Annotated in this window: 16 protein-coding genes and 3 pseudogenes; 13 read left to right on the forward strand and 6 right to left on the reverse strand. The window is 39.4% G+C overall.

Annotation, left to right across the window (positions count from 1 at the left end):
• Positions 1-173: 173 nt before the first annotated feature.
• Entirely contained in the window at positions 174-680 is a 507-nt protein-coding gene (locus V7K67_RS00135) for a hypothetical protein (protein WP_335164726.1), read from the reverse strand.
• A gap of 131 nt (positions 681-811) precedes the next feature.
• Here V7K67_RS00135 and trmFO point away from each other — a divergent pair, with 131 nt between their 5' ends.
• Positions 812-2128 carry an FADH(2)-oxidizing methylenetetrahydrofolate--tRNA-(uracil(54)-C(5))-methyltransferase TrmFO gene (trmFO, locus tag V7K67_RS00140; protein WP_334709447.1) on the forward strand — a complete coding sequence of 439 codons (1317 nt, stop codon included), beginning with the start codon at positions 812-814 and terminating at the stop codon, positions 2126-2128.
• A gap of 101 nt (positions 2129-2229) precedes the next feature.
• Here trmFO and V7K67_RS00145 read toward each other — a convergent pair whose 3' ends face one another.
• Positions 2230-3570: a TldD/PmbA family protein gene (locus V7K67_RS00145; protein ID WP_335164728.1), complete on the reverse strand. Its 1341-nt coding sequence runs from the start codon at positions 3568-3570 to the stop codon at positions 2230-2232.
• A 65-nt stretch (positions 3571-3635) separates the two neighbouring features.
• On the opposite strand from V7K67_RS00145, the gene V7K67_RS00150 reads away from it, so the two are divergent.
• Positions 3636-3881, forward strand: a complete 246-nt coding sequence (locus V7K67_RS00150; RefSeq protein WP_334730946.1) for a hypothetical protein — start codon at positions 3636-3638, stop codon at positions 3879-3881.
• Between the two features lie 106 nt (positions 3882-3987).
• Here the strand turns inward: V7K67_RS00150 and V7K67_RS00155 are convergent, their stop codons facing one another.
• The 3 genes and pseudogenes from V7K67_RS00155 to V7K67_RS00165 form a co-directional block, all read right to left on the reverse strand.
• Positions 3988-5460, reverse strand: coding sequence for a TldD/PmbA family protein (locus V7K67_RS00155; protein ID WP_334709446.1), 1473 nt, complete (start codon positions 5458-5460; stop codon positions 3988-3990).
• Positions 5461-6031: 571 nt separating this feature from the next.
• Positions 6032-8200, reverse strand: coding sequence for a GumC family protein (locus tag V7K67_RS00160; protein WP_335164769.1), 2169 nt, complete (start codon positions 8198-8200; stop codon positions 6032-6034).
• Between the two features lie 185 nt (positions 8201-8385).
• Positions 8386-8754: pseudogene (locus tag V7K67_RS00165) on the reverse strand (RNA-guided endonuclease InsQ/TnpB family protein); the annotation flags it as partial.
• Positions 8755-9494: 740 nt separating this feature from the next.
• On the opposite strand from V7K67_RS00165, the gene V7K67_RS00170 reads away from it, so the two are divergent.
• The 10 genes and pseudogenes from V7K67_RS00170 to V7K67_RS34250 form a co-directional block, all read left to right on the forward strand.
• On the forward strand, positions 9495-10847 hold the full coding sequence (locus tag V7K67_RS00170) for a glycosyltransferase family 4 protein (RefSeq protein ID WP_335164731.1): 1353 nt from the start codon (positions 9495-9497) through the stop codon (positions 10845-10847).
• A gap of 127 nt (positions 10848-10974) precedes the next feature.
• Entirely contained in the window at positions 10975-11403 is a 429-nt protein-coding gene (locus V7K67_RS00175; protein ID WP_334730944.1) for a hypothetical protein, read from the forward strand.
• A 213-nt stretch (positions 11404-11616) separates the two neighbouring features.
• The gene (locus tag V7K67_RS00180) at positions 11617-12459 is read left to right on the forward strand and encodes an ABC transporter permease (RefSeq protein WP_335164733.1); all 843 of its coding nucleotides are present in this window, start codon (positions 11617-11619) and stop codon (positions 12457-12459) included.
• A 248-nt stretch (positions 12460-12707) separates the two neighbouring features.
• Positions 12708-13529: a Uma2 family endonuclease gene (locus V7K67_RS00185; RefSeq protein WP_335164735.1), complete on the forward strand. Its 822-nt coding sequence runs from the start codon at positions 12708-12710 to the stop codon at positions 13527-13529.
• 22 nt (positions 13530-13551) lie between these two features.
• A complete protein-coding gene (locus V7K67_RS00190) occupies positions 13552-14022 on the forward strand; it encodes a DUF29 domain-containing protein (RefSeq protein WP_335164737.1) in 471 nt (156 codons plus the stop codon).
• Positions 14023-14433: 411 nt separating this feature from the next.
• Entirely contained in the window at positions 14434-15390 is a 957-nt protein-coding gene (locus V7K67_RS00195) for a GDP-mannose 4,6-dehydratase (protein WP_335164739.1), read from the forward strand.
• A gap of 176 nt (positions 15391-15566) precedes the next feature.
• Complete coding sequence (locus V7K67_RS00200; protein ID WP_335164741.1) at positions 15567-16829, forward strand: polysaccharide biosynthesis protein; 1263 nt, start codon at positions 15567-15569, stop codon at positions 16827-16829.
• 35 nt (positions 16830-16864) lie between these two features.
• A complete protein-coding gene (locus V7K67_RS00205; RefSeq protein ID WP_335164743.1) occupies positions 16865-17536 on the forward strand; it encodes an FkbM family methyltransferase in 672 nt (223 codons plus the stop codon).
• 348 nt (positions 17537-17884) lie between these two features.
• The gene (locus V7K67_RS00210; RefSeq protein ID WP_335164745.1) at positions 17885-18736 is read left to right on the forward strand and encodes a glycosyltransferase family 2 protein; all 852 of its coding nucleotides are present in this window, start codon (positions 17885-17887) and stop codon (positions 18734-18736) included.
• Between the two features lie 386 nt (positions 18737-19122).
• Positions 19123-19293 (forward strand): annotated as a pseudogene (locus V7K67_RS34250) (DapH/DapD/GlmU-related protein); the annotation flags it as partial.
• Positions 19294-19498: 205 nt separating this feature from the next.
• On the opposite strand, the pseudogene V7K67_RS00220 reads toward V7K67_RS34250, so the two are convergent.
• Positions 19499-19813: pseudogene (locus V7K67_RS00220) on the reverse strand (ISAs1 family transposase); the annotation flags it as partial.
• Positions 19814-19915: 102 nt separating this feature from the next.
• Here V7K67_RS00220 and V7K67_RS34255 point away from each other — a divergent pair.
• Positions 19916-20176, forward strand: coding sequence for an acyltransferase family protein (locus V7K67_RS34255; RefSeq protein ID WP_442943733.1), 261 nt, complete (start codon positions 19916-19918; stop codon positions 20174-20176).
• Positions 20177-20182 lie beyond the last annotated feature (6 nt).

Below are 20182 nucleotides of genomic sequence, written 5' to 3' on the forward strand. Positions count from 1 at the left end.
AAGAAGCGTCAGAAATCTCAAAGCAACTTTCCTAAAAACAGGTTAGAGGATGTAGAAACCTCTAGCTCAGGCGAAGCCAGCTAGAGGTAGTTCATAAAGAAGTTCTTTCCACCACTTCAATCAGCATAACTGCTACAACCTCAAGGGTGAGATGCCGTTGAATGTCGATAATTTTAAGATTTGTTAACTAATACCTTTTTGAACAAGCATTTGGTGTCAGCCTTAGCGCCACTCTTGTTTTTTCTGTGTCGCTGCGATGCTAATCTTTTTTTGGTTTGCTGACGAAGTTGCTGTGCTAAGAGTGCGGCTTCCCTTTCGGCTCGGAATAAATCAACTCTTCGCGTTGTCAAAACAAATGATTCATCAGGCTTTCGTTTCACCCAAGGGACGCTAACTGCGAAATACTGACAAATATTTTTGTATGCATCCTGATTTAGGACTGGGTAACGTTTTTGAGTATTCAGTGTGTTAGCGATCGCTTTCAACTCCAATATCGCTGCTTCTAACTCCCCTGCCATCTGATTAATGCGTTCAACTTGGGTGATTAAACGCTCCCGTTCACTGATGATTTTTTCCTCTTGGGGTTGCAATGGCACTATCGCAGTAGTTACAGATGTCGGCTGCAACAGTAAAACTTTCACCAAAATGGGCTTTTTGTCCGTGTTTTGAATTTTTTTCATACTACTACCTCAAGCAAGGCTAGCTGACTTGTAAGGCATTGTAGCAGTATTTCTAGTACAAATGTACTAAAAATATTTTACTTCTGTGATGCTGATGGATACTTATATATATGGGAATTAAAAATTTAACTATGGAAAAACAGCCGATACAAGTAATTGGAGGTGGACTAGCTGGGACAGAAGCAGCGTGGCAAATAGCTCAGGCTGGAGTGCCAGTAATTCTGCATGAAATGCGTCCAAAGCGATTTAGTCCTGCTCATCATACAGAACATTTAGCAGAACTAGTGTGTAGTAATTCCTTTGGGGCAATGGCAAGCGATCGCGCGGCGGGATTATTGCACGAAGAGTTACGCCAACTAGGTTCTATCGTCATCTCCAAAGCTGATGAACACGCCGTTCCGGCTGGTGGGGCGCTAGCCGTAGATCGGGGACAATTTGGCCAAGACTTGACTGAAACTTTAGCTAGCCATCCTTTAATTGAATTTCGTCGGGGTGAAGTGTCTGCGATTCCCGAAGGAATTGTGGTTTTAGCAACCGGGCCTTTAACTAGTCCCGACTTAGCAGAAGATTTGCTCCGCTTTACGGGTATGGAATACCTGAGCTTTTTCGATGCAGCGAGTCCGATTATCGTTGGCGAATCGATTAACCGTGACATTGCTTTTATGGCATCACGTTATGACAAAGGCGAAGCCGCTTATCTCAACTGCCCAATGAATAAAGAGCAGTACTTGCATTTTCGAGAAGAACTCTGTAAAGCTGAACAGATAGAACTCAAGGGTTTTGAACGGGAAACAGCGAAATTTTTTGAAGCTTGTTTACCCATAGAAGAATTAGCACATCGGGGGGAAGATACCATGCGTTACGGCCCCCTAAAACCAGTGGGATTGTCAGATACTCGCACAGGGGAACGTCCTTATGCTGTGGTGCAGTTGCGACAAGAAGACAAAGCCGGTCAACTATGGAATATGGTAGGATTTCAAACTAACCTACGTTGGGGCGAGCAAAAGCGCATATTTCAGTTAATTCCCAGTTTGGAAAAAGCAGAGTTTGTGAGGTTGGGAGTGATGCACCGCAACACTTTTATTAATGCTCCCCAGCTAATGCATCCTACCTTGCAATTTAAAGCGCGTCCGACATTGTTAGCTGCTGGACAATTGATTGGTACTGAAGGTTACACCGCTGCGGCTGCGGGTGGCTGTTTGGCGGGAATTAATGCAGCGCGGTTAGCTTTGGGTAAAGAAGCTTTAGTTTTACCACCAACAACAATGATGGGTGCGTTATTAGAATTTATTAGTTCCGCTTCGCCCAAGCATTTCCAACCAATGCCGCCCAACTTTGGGATTTTTCCCGATTTAGGAGTGAAAATCAAAAGTAAACCAGAGCGTTACGGACGTTACCGCGATCGCTCTTTAACCGATTTGGCAACTTGGAAAGCTAATCATAAATAGGTTGGGACTGGAAAGTGAGAACATCAATACCAATTTGTTAAAAATATACATGAGCAATACCCACTATTTGATGATGGTAGGTATTGCCCAAATACTAACTTTTACTCACCAGTAATCGACAGTTCATTAACCCAGATTTTCGGGCAAACTCCACCTGGCGTTAACTCTGGCTCTTTTTCTACATAAATAATTGACTTCAAGAGTTCTAAGAAATCGCCAGCAACTGTTGCTGACTCAATACTCGTCTTAACACCCTTGTTAACTAGCCAACCATCAAACGGCAAAGAAAAGGAACCCTGCAAGGCTTTAACTCCAGCATGGAGAGCTTGTAAATCATCGATAAGAATCACATTCTCAGCCGTTTCTAAGCTCAACTCTTGCTCAGGAGTTGCTGTTGAAAAAACGTGATAAAAGTTGGGACTGACGCTGACTTTTGCACCAATACTGGCATTACCCGTTGGCTGGGCATTTAACCTTTTAGCAGTGCCTGCACTATGGAGAAATCCCGTTAAAATGCCATTTTCAATCAGCGAAATCTGACGAGTAGGAGTTCCTTCGCCATCAAAACTTTCTGCACCGATGTTAGCTGGGTGAAGGGCATCATCATAAACTGAAAGTAGAGGAGAAGCAATTTGCTTTCCTAAATCATCAGGAGTTGATAGGCTTTGATTGTCTAAAATACTTTGGGCATTGAATAAGTTAGAAAAACCACCCAATAGACTTAAGAAAGCTTCCGCTGAGAAAACAACTCGATATTTGCCAGTTTTGATTTTTTCATAGTTCAAGTGGCTGATAGTTTTATCAGCAGTTTCTTTGATGCAACCATTAATATCTAGATTATCTAAACTTTGGTTGATTCTAAAAGCGCCTGCACTGCGCGGTTTTTTTCCTTCTTCCTCAGTTTTGCTGTAAAGATAAACTGATGCCAAAGAGTGAGATTCAGTCCTCACTGCACCGTCGCTATTAAGATAGAATCTGTCAACATCTCTTTGTGACAAACCATTATAAGGTACACCTTTAATTGCTGGATGCGCTGCTAGTAATTCTTTCTCAGCTACTAACAATTTTTCTATAAGTTCAGCAACGGGTGCTTGGGGTGATTTATCCTGAGGTTTATTTGGGATAGGAACAGTAGCCTCTGGACTAAAATCAGGAACATTTTCTTTAACACCAAAAAAACTAGCTTCATAAGCAGTTTTTAAAGCTAGTTCTAGTCCCTTGGGGTCTACATCTGTGGTGCTGGTGACACCCATTGTATTATCTTCATTCCAGACACGAACAGTAACACCAGAACGATTTGAAGCTTTAACTTGTTTTGGCTCACCTTGGTCTACTTGCACGCTAGTATCATCTACTGTTGAGCCATAAATGTCGAATTTCTTAATGCCAAGCTTCTCAGCATTGTCCTTGGCAGAATTTGCAATCTCATTGATATTTGGCATAGTTGATTTTAGATTTTAGATTTTGAATTGGAAGCGATTCAATACGGTTCGGTTAAGGTTTTTTGATGAAAATTCTAGATCACAAAGACGCGATAAATCACCGTCAAGACGAAGAACTGATTATTGTAGAGACGGCGATTTATCGCGTCTCTTGCCTTAACCGAACAGTATTGGGAAGCGATTTTATTTTGAAGATTAGATTTTGGATTTTGGATGTTAAGCTTTTCCACATAATCAAGTTTATTTGTACTTCCTGGGCAGGCGAGACACCCACCCACAATAAATGTACAATTGAATATTATGCAAAGTAGATGTGGTTTAGCTGATGACTTAATATTTGTCTCACAGTTTTTTATTGACATAATATCCTAATCATTCACAATCCAAAATCCAAAATCTCAAATCCATAATTCTTATCTATCTTCCACCGACGGTAATAGAATCAACCTTGATATGGGGTTGTCCAACTGTGGTGTAAATACTGCCACTAACGGAACCACAAAAGCCTGGTGCAATTTCCAAATCTTGAGAACATAAGGAAATTTTATTCATAATTTCCTTGGCTTCACCGATGAGAATTGCTCCCTTTAAAGGTTTAGTGATTTTGCCATTTTCAATCAAATAAGCTTCATCAACACTGAAGTTAAATTGACCTGTAGCACCAACGCTACCGCCACCCATCTTTTTGCAGTAAATGCCTTTATCAACAGAGGCAAATAATTCATCAATGGTGTATTCGCCAGAATCGATATAAGTATTCCGCATCCGGCTAGCGGCGGCAAAAGTATAATTTTGGCGGCGTCCACTTCCTGTTCTGGGGTGTCCGGTGCGCGTAGAACCTGTTCTATCTGCTAAGAAGTTTTTGAGAACGCCTTTTTCAATTAATAGGGTTCTTTGAGCAGGCATACCTTCGTCATCCATGTCAATTGTCCCGAAGGCATTTTCAGAGCGCCCCTCATCCCAGGCTGTCAAACTTTCGTGGGCAATTTTTTCGCCTTTTTTGTCAGCAAAGGGAGAGGTATTGCGTTCGATTTGGGTAGTTTCTAGCAGGTGTCCACAAGCTTCGTGGAAGATTACGCCGCCAAAGTGATTGGCCATAATGATGGGGTAAGTACCCGATTCCACGTAATCTGCATAGAGCATTTTTCCAGCCGATTCTGCTATTTTCTCAGCAGCTTGTTGAGAATCCCAAGTTCTCAAGAAGTTGGCATCGCTAGTATTACCTGCGCGATCGCCAATTGAGGTACGATTAGCACCATCAGCACACAATAGGTTAAATCCTACTGACTGAGTGAGGCGGATATCACGGGCAAAAGTACCATCACTGGCGGCGATTAAAACTTCTTGCCAATCTCGGAAATAGGTAGCACGCCGCGATTGGACGTGACTAGCTTTTTGCTTCAGGTTGGCAGTACCCTCAAGGAGGATTTCTCCCATTTCTCGGATGGAACTACATACTGGTAGCCAGGCATCTTTACCTCTTTTGGTGGCGTAGTCTCTCAATAATTCCAGGTTAATTTCTGGGATGAAAGCCTTCGCTGTGGGTAGTTGTAATCCCAAGATAGAAAGACCTTTTTCTAAGGCTGCTTTCAAACCGGAAAACGAAAGGTCATTGGTGCTAACGTAGCAGTCAGCTTTGCCACGAAATACTCTGACTCCCGCGCCTGTAGATAGACTGGGTGAAATACTGGTGATGGCGTCGTCTTCTGCAAGAGAACTAATATAGTTACGACGTTCTAAAAATAATTCGATGAAGTCAGCGCCAGCGGCGCGTCCTAATCCCAGGAGGGTAGCCAGGGGGGCTTCCCAGGTTTCATCGAAACGCTCTGGTGTGGAGGAATATTGGAGGGTGGGAAGTTGATTCGAGAGAAGTAGCGTACTTGTAAGCATGGGTAGCCTCGTCTGCTGGCGTAGTTCAGAGATTTGACTGAAAAATCCTGGTGTGTTCAGTCTAACAAATGAGTTAAAGTCACTGTTGGTAGAAAGGTGTGTGGATTTCTCTCTTCTTTAGCAAGCAACGCCTTGGCAAATTAGCCTACAGACTATAAATCAATACGGTTCAGTTAAGACTAAAACCCTTTGTCAAAGTCAATTTTTTTAACGTAGACGCGGAGCAATACGGTTTGGTTAAGGTTTTTTGATGAAAATTTTAGATAACTAAAGATGCGATAAATCATTAGACATCTCCAGAAATTAAATATGCGTTATCCAGAATCCTTGTAGAGACGTAGCACTGCTACGTCTCTACATTCATTTTCACCAGATGTCTATTAGAAAGACGCGATAAATCGCCGTCTCTACAAAAGACTGATTATTGTAGAGACGGCGATTCATCGCGTCTCTTGCCTTAACCGAACAGTATTGAGACGCGGAGCGGCTTGCCGCAGGCTACCACAGAGACGCAGAGGGCACTGAGAGAAGAGACAAATGCTTAACTGAACTGTATTAGTACCCCGGAGGTTTAATAATAACTATTGCTGGTACTTTTCTGAGCATTACCAACTATGCCTAATATATTCAACCGAGAAATTTTCAGGTTATCTAAAGCTACTTTTAGCATTGAGGAATTTGTTTTGTTAATCCTGACTACTATCAAAAGCCCATCCGTGTGGGGTGCTATCAGGCTAGCATCGGCTAATCCCACCAAGGGAGGGACATCATAAATCACTAGGTCAAAACTGTTATGAAAATCTGCCATTAGTTGCTTCATTTTTTGAGATGAGAGCAACTTTGCGGGATCGGGTGGTATTGGCCCAGCAGTGATTATAGATAATTGGCTCATGGAAGGTAGTTGTCGTGTTACTTCTCCCACTGGCAAGTTTGTAGAAATTAAATTACTTAATCCCCATAGATTATTTAAATTTGATAGGTCGTGAATTGTGGATTTACGAAGATCGGCATCTACAAGTAGGACTCGTTGCCCCATTGCTGTAGCTATTTGAGCTAGATGGAGGGCAACCGTAGACTTACCATCACCAGGCATAGCTGAACTAATAACTATGGAGCGAATCGGGCGATCGGAACTGAGTAGTTGAATATTTGTATAAAGTACCCGTAAGGCTTCTGAAAAGTTGGAAGAAGAGTCACCATATTCTTGATCTGGTAAAACAGCCAAACTAGCAACTCCCTGAGAAAGAGAATTTGGTATACTTGCTAAGGGAATCTTTTGATTAGAAGCACGATTTTGCTTAGTTTGAACTTGCTTTTCAAAAGGAATATTTCCTAACAATGGCTGTTTGAGCTTTTTTTTAATTTCATCAACAGTATGGTAGGTATTATCTAACTTTTCTACAAGTAAGACAATACCAACTCCTGAGAGTATGCTTGCAACTAATCCCAGGATAAAATTACGTTGGGTAGTAAAGGAAGAAATAGGAATATCTGGCGTAGTTGGTGCTTGAAGTAATTGCCAACCAAGCTCTGTTTGCGATATTTCAATTTGGAGATTTTCGCGGGTTGATAGAAAACGATTTAAACTCTCTGTAGCAATTTGTAATTTGCGCTGCAATTCAGTGTATTGTCGTGTTAAAACTGGCAGTTCGTTACGTCGTTTTGCAAGGTTCCGTCCTATTTTGGCAAGTTCTTGGCTTTGTACTTCTAAGGTCTGAAGCTGTGTTGCTACTTCGGCAAACTTTACACCCAATAAGCGCTCTGACTCTTGACGTAGCAAAGGTAGAAGATTAGCTCGTTTTTCTTTCAATGCTTTAATAGTTGGGTTATCGTCTTGCAAACGAGTTGATTCTATAGCAATCTGAACATCAAATTGGCGTATTTGAGTAATCAATTGTTGATATAAAGGAGCATTGTTCAGCGTTGTCGTTGCTCCATTTTTTCCTTTGATGATAGCAAAATTAGCACGAGTTTGGGCTAACTGTAGATCAACTGTTTGTTTTTGTTGAGAAAATTCAGCAGATTGTGAAGCAATTTGGGTTGCTTGGGTTTCTGGGTCGTTAAAACTGTACTTTTGTCGAAAAACTTGCAATTCTTTTTGGATCTGATCGACCCGATTTTGTATAAATGGTAATTGTTTTTCAACAAACTGAACCCCCTGACGTAACTTTGTTTGCCTCCTAACTTGGCTGTAGTCTAAGTAATTCTCAGCAATTCGTTCCAATACAACTTGAGTCTGCTTTGGATTGCTACTTTGATAACGAACTTCTATAATCTTGGTTTTTTCTAACTGATTAATTTTCAGAGATTCGATAAGAGAATAATAGTTGATTTCTGGATAGGAGGCTTGCAACTGTTTAAGAGTGCTTCTCAACAGTTCAGGACTCTTAAGAACCTGAATTTGGCTGTCATAATCTAGACTAGACTGCTGTGAGTTAGGTTCTTTGACAACATCCACAGATTTGGTGTCATCATTTACAGGTTCCACTAGCATTTGAAAACTACCTTCATATTCTGGAGGCTTCCGGTTTACCATTAAGTTAATCACTGCAAGTGTCATTACAGCAATCGTTACACTTGTCATAAGTAGCGCTCGTCGCCGCAAAATACTTAGAAATTCTTGAAAGCTCCAGTCGTCTTCTTGTTCCTCAGCCCACGGAACAAGTTGATTTTGAGGAAATGGAGGCACAGAATTATTACCGTGATCCGAACTGGAGGATTGGGAAGAATAATTCTCCATCATGCAGTTAATATTTGATAATACACTGGACAGGATTAGTATAAAGGGTTTTCAATGCTTCAGTGAGGCAGCTTTTAGATATAAGCATTAAGATTGATTAGATAAACTTATACTAAAAGTCCGGTATTTGTTCTTGAATACAGTCCTTGAGACTCCCCGCGCTGAAGCGACGGGGATTCTTGAATCTAAGACATAACTTGCTCAAACAGGTTTTCACCAATTTGAGTAGAGGTTTCATCTCCCCAAGCGGGGAAGAGCATCAAGTGCAAAGGTTCCGGTATGCCCTATTCCAATCCCCGACTAAGGATAATTAAGGCTGCGTTTTCATCTCTATCCATGACACAACCACATTTACAAACATGTGTCCTGGTAGATAGAGTTTTCTTAACAACTTCACCGCAGCTAGAGCATTCCTGGCTTGTATATTGCGGATTAACCGCAACCGTCACTCTCTTAAATACCTTTGCAAAGTACTCAATCCAGACACGGAACTGATACCAAGATGCGTCATTAATAGACTTAGCTAAACAATGATTCTTCGCCATATTTTTAATCAATGCAAGTCGTGCAACGCAATAAATAATAGAAATTTCTATTTTATAAAGATTTTACATAGATACATCGTGTAATATAAAGTTTTCATGAAGCTGAGGATTCAGTATTTAAACATGATATTGTGTTTGTGGAAAAAGAACTACACGTAAATCAAGGTAGATAGTAAAAACTCTAACTATAGAATTATGTGTAATTTGAAAGGTGACCCACTACTACAGGAAAATCTTATCTACACTCAATACTTTCGCCAATTTACGAGCGTGATCTGATGACGCCTCCACTATTAACTCGCTGTTCTCTAAGGTTTGGCAAAAACAATAAGTCCTAAAAATTACTTTCAGGTTTTCCACAAGGTTTTTTTAACTTATTGCTCACAGCATAAAGGTTCTGGCAGTCTCAGCTACCTTGTACGCTAAATGTTTATGTATAGAGAATTTTTGCCAAAATTACTGTAGCCTCTTATTTTCGCAAAGATATTGACATTATCAAATAGTTTGTTGATCTTAGGCATCTCTGAAACCTTGTTGTGTTCCAGTATTTGTAGCGAAATACGCATAAAAACTAAAAAGAGTCAATATTCAGTTAGTCAGTTTTACTACTCTCTAGAGTAGCCTAGAATTAGCTGAAGAATAATTCATTACCGCTCGAAAATTTAATATTCAAATCAATTAAGAACTTTAATACCTTGATTCAGATGGGGTATTAAATATTTTCTTTATTCCAGATTAGGATATAGCCTATGAGACTTAATGAATGGATTAATCAGAAATTTTTGCAATCCGTTTCCACGGAGTTACATACTACGAATAATAAGCCTTTCGTAAAAAGTCAACAATCAATTAAATTGTCTGTGATCACCCAATTTTTTCCTCCAGATTATGCTGCTACGGGACAGTTAATTGAGGAACTAGTAAAACAGTTAAGACCCCAAGGGGTGGATATTGAAGTTTTTACAAGTCAGCCAGGATATGCATTTAGTTCTGATACGGCCGCAGCAGTTGAATGGGCTGATCAAATCCGAATTCAGCGATCGCGCACTGCTCAACTCTGGCCGGGAAGGATTCGTGGCAAGGCTGTCAATGGAGTTCTATATACCTTACGTGCTATGCTCTATCTGCTCAGAGCTTGGCGTCGCAACAATATATTATTACTAACTACAGCTCCCCCATTTTTGCCAGTTATCGGATATCTGGCTTATATTTTGTTCCGATTGCCATATATCTGCATACTCTATGACCTATACCCTGATATTGCGATCGCACTAGGCGTAATTTCAAAGCGTCACTGGTTAGTGCGCTTGTGGCGTGGGATCAACAAACAGGTTTGGTTAAAGGCCAAGGGGATTATAGTACTTAGTCCGGCGATGAAACAACAGATAATAGCGCATTGTCCCGAAGTAGCGGATAAAATTTCTGTAATTCACAGCTGGGCTAACCCGGAAGCGATCGTTCCCATTGCCAAACGAGAAAACTGGTTTGCTTGGAAGTATAACTTAGTGAAAAAATTCACCGTACTCTACTCTGGCAATATGGGGCGCTGCCATGACATAGATACTATGTTGGAAGCTGCAAAGCAACTACAAGATGAGCCAATTCAGTTTGTTTGCATTGGTGGTGGTGCTAAACGCGATGAATTAATCATGGAAGTGGAACGGTTGGGGCTGAAAAATTTTACATTTCTACCTTATCAAGAGAAGCAAGTGCTACCCTATTCCTTAACAGCTTGCGATCTATCACTAGTGAGTGTAGATGCAATTACAGAGGGTTTAGTTGTTCCCAGCAAACTATATTCAGCTTTAGCCTCTGGGCGACCAATAGCAGTAATTTGCTCCGAGAATTCATATCTTAGAGAAATGATGGCTGAAGCCAACTGTGGTGGTACATTTGACAATGGAGATGGTCAAGGTCTAGCGCAATTTATTCGCTTTCTCAATCGAGATCCACAAATAGGAGAGCAGATGGGCAAAGCAGGTCGTCAGTATTTGCGATCGCACTTTACACCGAAAGTTATCTCTCAACAATACTTACATGTTTTGCAGCAAGCACTATTCTCTGATGAGATCAGAACTATGTCTCAAAGCGATGTAAAGTAAGGACATTGGAATTAATTAAATATTTTTGCAGCATTTTTTAGGAGTTGGGCTTCGACGGTCTTATTGATCTCAGTCCCTCCAACACAGCCTTCCTTGCTCATAGTTTTTGTCTATACAGGAGGTGAAATTGCAGAAAAGGTGTGACCGAAATCGGAAACGTTCCAAACGACGGGCTATTTATTGCCCCATTCATAGCTGCTATGTCGATAGCGTCAGTCAGAAATATAAAATGTTTGCTGACCAAGCAGGTCAATTACAACAACGAGGGATGAGTCGGCGGAATGCGTTGATGTTAGTCGCGAATCAAACCGCAGTGCCTATAGAAGGGGAATGGTTAGAGGCTTTTTGGTGTGACGAGTGTCAACAAACAACTTGGTATCATATTCACAAGTGTGGCGATCGTAGTTATGAAATTTCGGTAGCACCACAAGAACTATGGCAGCAAGTAACAGGAGTGATTGATTCTCTGGGGAACCCTTCTGTTGGGGAGTTCACGCGTAAGAGTGCCAGACAGGTTGGTTATCAAGGTCTTAAAGGTTTCCAGTTTGTGAGTTAAACCTCGTCTACCTTGAGAACCGTAGTTTTGTAGGGTGCAGCGATAGCGTAACCCAACATAAATATAAATAAGGTGGTAATGTTGGGTTGCGTTTCACTCCACCCAACCTACATAAATATATCTTTTAAAAAACTCTAGGTTTCAACATAGATGAGGTTTAAGTGTTATTAGTGCCATTTTGTTAAGAGATATATTAATCCTCAATCAATAACTATGAGTAGTCCAAAAATTGTCTCCCAACAGGAGTTAGTGATTGAAGCTGGACGCACAGAGCAGCAGTATTGGAAAGATATATGGCGCTATAGAGAATTATTCTATTTTCTGGCTTGGCGTGATATTTTGGTGCGGTACAAGCAAACTGCGATCGGTATTGCTTGGGCACTGATTCGTCCGTTTTTGACTATGGTAGTTTTTACAGTAGTGTTCGGACACTTGGCAAAGTTGCCTTCACAGGGTGCGCCTTATCCAATTTTGGTATTTTCAGCGATGTTACCCTGGCAATTCTTCTCTAACTCACTCTCTGAATGCAGCAACAGTTTGATTGGTAATGCCAATTTAATCTCCAAGGTGTATTTTCCCCGCTTAATTGTACCTACAAGTGCAGTAGTAGTTAGCTTCGTAGACTTCTTGATTTCGGGGATGATTTTATTGGGGTTAATGGCTTGGTATAACTTTGTCCCCAGTTGGCGAATTCTGACACTACCAATGTTTATTGCTATTGCCTTTGCTGCTTCAATGGGGGCAGGATTATGGTTTGCTTCTTTAAATGTAAAGTATCGAGATTTTCGTTACATTGTGCCGTTTATTGTGCAGTTTGGTTTGTATATCTCGCCAGTAGGATTTAGCAGCAGTGTTGTTCCAGAAAAATGGCGGTTGTTATACTCCCTGAATCCAATAGTAGGAGTAATTGATGGTTTTCGTTGGGCAATTTTAGGGGGTGAGTCGAAGTTATATCTACCCAGTTTTTTGCTGTCTTTGGGATTAGTAGTTTTACTATTGGTGAGTGGGATTTGGTATTTTCGTAAGATGGAAAGGACATTTGCAGATGTGATTTAGTTAGGATGTAGAGTGAGCGATCGCCGTTGTGCCTCGTAATACCTCATTTATCACAAGCAGTAGGGGCGGGTTAACAGATATGATCCATCATTCATGAATGTCTCGCTGAACCCGCCCCTACGCCCTCTGCACTTCGGTATGATAAATCTGGTGAAAAATCCGGGGTATACCTCATTCACCCAAAATATAGTGTGATCGCCAGCCGTCACCCTAGAATAAAGTAGACACTCCCGGCAATCGAGACTGCCATGTACCAGACTGACCCACCGCGTCCCCCCAGCGAAGTCCTGCCGACGATGTATGATCTGCCCAGCGAAGATCCACAGGATCAAGATACGCCTGAGCAAATTCATCCGCGTCCACCGTGGGAAACCATGCCGACGATGTATGATCTTCCTAGTGAAGACCCAGAGGAGCCTGGTTTGCCGGACGAATTCCACGATTTCCAACCTCAGTTGTTAAGGGAAACCTGTAAACCCCTAAACTACCCAACTGGGCAAATGTTCATCGGCACAGATTTAAATCTGTATTACGATGCCCGTAATCGGCTATGGCACAAAAGACCAGACTGGTTTTTGGTGTTAGGTGTATCTCGCGCTCAACAGCAACAAGATATGCGTCTGGGCTATGTTGTTTGGCAAGAGGGAATAGCACCGTTTTTAGTGGTTGAATTACTCTCACCGGGTACAGAAGCAGAAGATTTGGGACAAACCTTAAGGGATGCCAATAAGCCACCGACAAAATGGCAAGTGTACGAACAGAATTTACGCATTCCTTACTATATTGTGTTTGACCGCTATCAAAATCAGTTGCGAGTGTTTCAGTTAACAGCAACGCGATATGAAGCAGTAGCACTTCCAGAACAAAAGTTTTGGTTTGAGGAATTGCAATTAGGTTTAGGGGTTTGGCAGGGGCGCTACCAGCAAACAGCAGGTTTATGGCTGCGTTGGTATGATGCTATAGGTAACTGGATTCTGACTCCAGAAGAACGGGCTGAACAGGAACACCAACGGGCTGAACGATTGGCTCAAAGATTGCGATCGCTCGGTGTAGATCCAGATAATTTATAAGTAGCAAGGGTTGCAAAGTTTCATGCCTGATTTATCTCTTTATGAACAAGATTTTTTGGCTTGGTTAGCCCAGCAGCAATCAGCCTTAGCTAGTCGAGATGTTACAGCTTTAGACTGGGAAAACTTGGCAGAAGAGTTAGATGCTATGGGCATTCGGGAAAAAAATGAGTTGAAAAACCGCTTGGTAGTTTTATTAGCTCATTTACTGAAGTGGCACTATCAGCCTATGAAACGATCTGTCAGTTGGTTTACAACGATTGCTAACCAACGGGATGATTTGCGAGATTTATTAGAGGAAAAACCTAGTTTACATCAATATATTCCGGAAATTCTCCCAAAAGCCTATCGAAATGCTCGTCGAGAAGCATCTGCCGAAACAGGAATAGGGTTAGCTACTTTTTTAGAGGCTTGTCCTTACAAAATAGAAGAAATTTTGCATCCTGAGTTTTTGTGTAATACCACAGATGATTTTGAGAGAGCAATATCTGAGTAAGTAGCCGTTATTTGGGACGTACACTTCCAACAATGCCAGATAAGTTGGTTATCAAGCAATACAGTCCAGATAAGCCCAAAATACTTGTAGAGACGGCGATTTATCGCGTCTCAAAAACCCGAAATTGTCGCCAGAAGCCCTTAACTGAACCGTATTGGGTTATCAAGGAATTAATAGTTTCCAGTTTGTGAGTTAAGCCCTAAGAGGATGTTTGAAAAGTTTTGGGCGAATATAATTCCCTACTACACTAGCATTGTCTGCCTCCGCGGACTAACACAAAATCAATGTCTTGAACCCACGGAGGTGGGTTTCGTCTGTGTAGTCGCGATTTCTAATCGCCGGGGCTAGTATTAATTTAGACTTTTCAAACAACCTCTAAAGCTGAATTTGAAATTAACTTAAGAGAACCCGATGAAGAAAGCTCTCATTTGTGGAATATCAGGTCAGGATGGAGCTTACCTGGCACAGTTACTTATTAATAAAGGCTATACCGTTATTGGTACTTCACGAGATGCTCAGATTTCCTCTTTCCGAAACTTGCTTAACTTAGGGATCAAAGACCAAGTAAAGTTAGAGTCAATGGCTCTGAACGACTTTCGTAGTGTGTTACAAGTATTGACAAAAATCCAGCCAGATGAGATTTACAATTTGGCAGGACAAAGTTCAGTTGGTTTGTCTTTTGAACAACCAGTAGAAACTTTAGAAAGTATAGCCACTGGTACTCTCAATTTACTCGAAGCTATTCGTTTTTTGGGTGTTCTCATCAAACTATATAATGCTGGTTCCAGTGAATGTTTTGGGGATACTGGGGAAGTTGCAGCTGATGAAACAACACCATTCCGCCCTAGAAGCCCTTATGCTGTCGCTAAAGCCACTGCTTTTTGGGAAATTGCTAATTACCGAGAAGCTTATGGTTTGTTTGCCTGTTCTGGGATTCTGTTCAATCATGAATCTCCTCTACGTCCTGAAAGATTTGTGACGCAAAAGATTGTTGCTGGTGCTTGTCGTATTGCTCAAGGTAGTAATGAGCATCTATATCTGGGAAATATACAGATTCAGCGTGATTGGGGTTGGGCACCTGAATATGTTGAGGCAATGTATTTAATGCTGCAACAAGAACAGCCAGATGATTATGTGATTGCTACGGGACAAAGTTCTTTATTAGAAGATTTTGTAGCAGCAGCATTTGCATCTGTAAATTTAGATTGGCGTGACCATGTTGTGATAGATAATAGCCTACTGCGACCTACAGATTTAGCAGTAGGTAGAGGGAATCCAGCTAAGGCGAAATACAAGTTGGGTTGGGAGGCTAAATATAAGATGCAGGATGTGGTACGGATGATGGTGGAAGCAAGATTTTCAAACTAATTTGATAGTTTTATGAATTAAGTTGAATTGTATTAACTCAAAATACTCAACTGTGCTATTCACAATCACCGGATACGCTTATTTCCTCAATTTCATTATTTGAAGGATAAGACAAATTATACTGCATTTATACCACACCAGAAATTATATATAATAATTTTGGAGATTAGCTGTTAATGCATAGACGTTATGCTAAAGCTTTCTATTGGTTAAAAATACTTACTAAATACATCTCAGTTCAACTCATAGTCCAACTACTGAATGTATCAAGTGGTATTTTATTAGTTCGTGCCTTAACTAAGGAAGAATATGCTTATTTGACACTAGCTAATTCATTGCAGGCAACAATGAATATCTTTGCAGATAGTGGGATTAGTTCTGCCCTATCTGCAATTGGTGGTAGAGTTTGGCAAGATCCATATCGTTTTGGACAGCTTATTAATACTGCAATGCAGTGGCGTCGATATTTAGCCGCAATTGCTATCGCCGTAGTTACTCCAATCTTATTTTGGATGCTACTTCAAAATGGTGCTTCAGTTTACTATACAATTTTACTAACAGCTGCAATTCTGATTGAACTCAACTATTATCTAACTAGTGGAGTGTTAGAGATTGTACCCAGATTGCACTCCCAAATTGATAGAATTCAGCGTTTAAATTTACTCTCTGCCAGTTCCCGAATATTAATACTATTAGGCAGTTCTATATTTTTTTTAAATGCGGCAGTTGGGGCTTTTGCTTCAACAATTTCTTCAGGATTAAGCAATTTGCTACTATGGCATTGGGTTAAGGATACTGTTGATATCAAAGCTCCTATCAACAGAGAGGATCAAGTAGAGATATTAAAACTTGTAAAAGCTCAAGCTCCAACTAGTATTTTTTTCAGTGTTCAGGGACAGTTGACGGTTTGGTTAATCAGTACTTTTGGAAAAACACAGAATATAGCTGAAGTTGGGGCATTAAGTAGGTTAAGTATAATGTTTTCTATTGTGAACTCAATAATGGCAAATATTGTAATACCTAGCTTTGCTCGTTGTCAGTCTCGTCAATTATTGCTTAGACGTTATTGGCAGATTTTAATTGCTTATTTTTTATTAGCTACTTGTTTAATAATCATAACGTTCCTTTATCCTCAGCAATTTATCTCGATAATAGGTAGTCAATATGCAAATTTAAATGATGAAGTAAGTCTGACAATGTTGAGTGCTAATACTGGTTTCCTTTCAGGATTATTATGGTCTATTAATGTATCGAAAGGATGGATACAAGATGCTTGGCTCTATATACCAGCAACTATCGCTACTCAGATACTATTACTATTTGTATTAGATGTTTCTACCGTCAAAGGTGTAATATATTTTGGAATGTATTCTCAATTACCTAGTTTAGTCATTAATTTTTATATGAACTATAAAGGTTTCAAGAGTTTCCAGCGATGAACATACTACAAAGTTTCATTCTGAAATTTCGGTTCTTGGTATGGGCAAAGTTAAAAGCTAATTTTTATCCTAGCTTTAACATATCTCATTCTCAGTTTGGAGAAGATATGCTTGTCAGAGCATTAACTAGAGATATTAAGAATGGGTTTTATATAGAAATTGGCGCTCATCATCCAGTATATATATCCAATACATATCACTTTTACTGTAAAGGATGGAAGGGAATAAATATTGATGCAATTCCAGGTAGTATGGATATATTTAATATTTTAAGACCTAGAGATATAAATTTAGAAGCTTGTATTGTTCCATTGAATAATTCAAATAAAATTAAGTTTTTTATGTTTGAGCAATCTGCCTTTAATACTTGTGATCCAGATATGGCTCAACAAGCATTATCTAAAGGGAACAAATTTCTCAAAGAGGTGATGCTTCCGGGGTTTACAATCACTGAAATTCTAGACTCTTATTTACCAAAACAGACCAAAATTGATTTTATGAGTATTGATGTAGAAGGATTAGATGAACAAATCTTGATGTCAAATGATTGGGAGCGTTATCAACCAAAAATTATTATTTTTGAGAAGCATTTAACTAAGGAGCAAGAATTTACTAAGATACCTATAATTGAGTATTTAGCGTCATTTGGTTATGAATTAGTGGGTAAGCTAGGATTTTCTTTGATATTAATGAGGGAAATTGAATAGTGAAAAAAATATCATCTTATCAATACCTTAGCCAAAAGTAGAGGTAGCCTAGCTTTCGCCGAAATAGCCCAACACAAGAGCGGGGTAGGTGATTATAAAAATGAATATGAATGCTACTGGACGGACATACAGCGTAAACCGTATTTAATTTATTGGGCTGGATAAAAACCAAAAAATTCAAATCGTACTATAGGCCAAATATTCTCCAATTTTCTCACTAAAGTTGAAAAATATGAGTGTCAAGAGCAAATAAAAAACTGGAAAATACATACAACAAAGTTTAAAAAAGCATTTATTGCAGGCAGTAGCTCAAAGAATGAAACAGTCCATTAAAATACTAGTCAAATCATGAATCAACCACCTCTTTTTTCTGTTATTATACCAACCTATCATCGCAATGATTTATTAACAAAATGCCTGAATTGCCTCGCCCCTGGTGTGCAAACATTACCCACAGAGCAGTATGAAGTCATTGTCACAGATGATGGTTCCCAAACCACTGCTGAAGAGATGATTCGGCAGCAATATCCTTGGGTAAAGTGGGTTGCTGGCCCGCGTAAGGGTCCGGCTGCTAATCGTAATAATGGGGCAAAGTTTGCTCAAGGTGAATGGTTGGCGTTTACAGATGATGATTGTTTACCTAAAAAAGAATGGCTTGAAAGCTTTGCTTTATCTATTACATCTGATATATATGTTTACGAGGGTAAAACTACTTGTGAAATTGCTACTAAATCCCCACTAGAGCATTCACCTATTAATCTTACGGGCGGATATTTATGGTCGTGTAATATGATGATACAAAAAAAAATTCTTTTAGAAAAATTAAAAGGTTTTGATGAAAATTTTCCATATCCTCAGTTGGAAGATGTAGATTTAAGGGAACGTATAAAGCTTTTTAATTATTCGTATATTATTTTTGTACAAGATGCAGTGATTGATCATCCTCCAAAACAAGTACCTTGGGGAAGGAGCTTGGCAAAACTTCATGAAAGCCATATTTACTACTGGCACAAAATTGGAATTCAAGAAAATTTGAGTAAAAAGTTGATTATCTCTATTATTAATTTCCGGATAAGAGCTATTGTTAAATATCCTTTTTCACTAGAGTCTATCAAAGCTACAATATCACTTATTATTGAGTTAATTTATACTCTTAAAAATTTGCAAACCTGGAATAAAAAATACAAAATTATAGATTAATAGCTAGTATAGTCAATATGAAATTACTAAGAAATTTAGACAAAATAATCAGGTTAAAGTTGTTTTCGAGAGCTAACATAACCCTAAATAGTCTTGAAATTATTGTATCACGTACAGCAGAGTTTAATGCTGATTTATCTAGCTTAATTATTTTTAACAAAAATATTTTTATCGGAAGATACGTATTTATTGATATTTATGAAAATACTTTATTTGAACTTGGTAATCAAGTACATATTGGTGATTTTAGCATCATTAGAGGCACAAAATGTGAAATAATTATTGGTGATAATACTATGATTGCTCCTAGAGTTCAGCTATTAGCTACTAACCATAGATATATTAACAAGAACAAATTAATTGTTAGCCAAGATATTGATACTGATAAAAATGGAATTTGGATTGGCAAAGATTGTTGGATTGGCGCTGGAGCCACTATATTACCAGGAGTCAAGATTGGAGATGGAGCAGTTGTTGGTGCAATGGCTGTGGTTACGAAAGATGTTGCAAGCTACTCAGTAGTTGTTGGAAATCCTGCAACAACTATAAATATGCGTATATAGAAATCATATTTGATTTTGAAAAAAATCTAAGTATATGTAGCGTTATTTCAGCAATATAAATTAAGAAAATGAGTTCTACTAAAACTAACAGATTTCTTTTTATTGATAGCTTACGAGGTATTGCTGCATTAGCAGTAACAGGGTGTCACTTTTACGCTACAACTCCCATTGGGAAAGAAGCAGGGTAAGAGCGTCTCAATCAGACTTGACACAAGCAATTAGAAGAATCTAATGTATTGTCAATGAAACAACAACTGAGCACCCGAATCATATAATTGTTATCCATAGCAGTGCGTTTCATTTTTTGACGAAGACTACGTTTGTAGGTTTGTTCAAGGTTAAGGGCATTGAGAGCAAAGCGTCTTAAAAGCGCAAAATTCTGGGGACTGTGAAAAGAACGAATGCGACAAGCATCTTCCGCAAAAGTACAGTCGAGAGTCCAATGAGCCTCGTTTTCAATGCCCCAGTGTTTTCGGATAGCCCGACCGATAAGTCGAGCATCACTGTTTATGCTTATCTTAATTGATTTGTCAAGCTTAAATTATACTAAATTAGATGAGCTTACCCTGGGAAAGAAGTTATATCAAAGTCAATATCTACTGAGCTAGACTATTTTATTAAAAATCTTAGTTCAGGTGTTGAGGTCTTTTTTGTTATTAGTGGATTTGTAATTGCTTATACTCTGCGAAATACCACAATTAATTTTCAATCAGCAAGTAACTTTTTTATTCGGCGCATTCTCAAATTAGCACCTCCATACTGGTTAGCCCTTATTTTATCAATGTTAATTGCTGGAGTGTCTAATATTTTTATTAGAGTTGTATATAAAATCAATTCCTTCCTCCAAGTATTCAATAATTTGACTGAGATTTATTAAAATAAA

This window comes from Nostoc sp., assembly GCF_036917155.1.
Taxonomy (GTDB): Bacteria; Cyanobacteriota; Cyanobacteriia; order Cyanobacteriales; family Nostocaceae; genus Nostoc.